Origin of the sequence: Corallococcus sp. AB038B (genome assembly GCF_003668955.1) — a bacterium.
Lineage (GTDB): Bacteria > Myxococcota > Myxococcia > Myxococcales > Myxococcaceae > Corallococcus > Corallococcus exiguus.
Window position 1 is genome coordinate 1 of sequence record NZ_RAWO01000212.1, and the last position, 413, is coordinate 413.

A 413-nucleotide genomic window follows, 5' to 3' on the forward strand; every position below is an offset into this window, starting at 1 on the left:
TGCCTGGACGGGACGCGAGGGTCCGCTGGAGAGTTCCTGGATGCAGCGCTGGAAGTGGTCGGCCACCTGCAGCGCGCGGCTGAGCTGCCAGGCGCGCCTCAGCCACTGCACCAGGGGAACCGAACCATCCGCGAGCCGCTCGATGCCGTTGAAGCGGAAGAGCGTCGCCATCAGCGTGGCCGCCGGAGGCCCGCCCACCGGAATCGGGGCGACACACGCGGGGTCGATTCCTTCCAGGAGCGCCAGCTGGGTGCCCTGCCCCACCAGGTCGCAGTTGAGCGCGACGTCGTGCAGCTCGAGGATTCTCTCGTCGGGCAGGTGGCGGAAGTTGGGCACCAGGAGTCACCACACCGGCCCTGTCGCTTCGAAGGCCGCGAGGAGGACTGGAGCATAGCCGCTCGCCCAGGTCCTCT

At 69.5% G+C, this 413-nt stretch carries 1 protein-coding gene; it reads right to left on the reverse strand.

The window, feature by feature from the left end; all coding sequences use genetic code 11:
- A partial coding sequence (locus tag D7Y04_RS43045; RefSeq protein WP_199749840.1) for a hypothetical protein occupies positions 1 to 336 on the reverse strand: 336 nt, incomplete at its 3' end.
- Between the last annotated feature and the right edge of the window lie 77 nt (positions 337 to 413).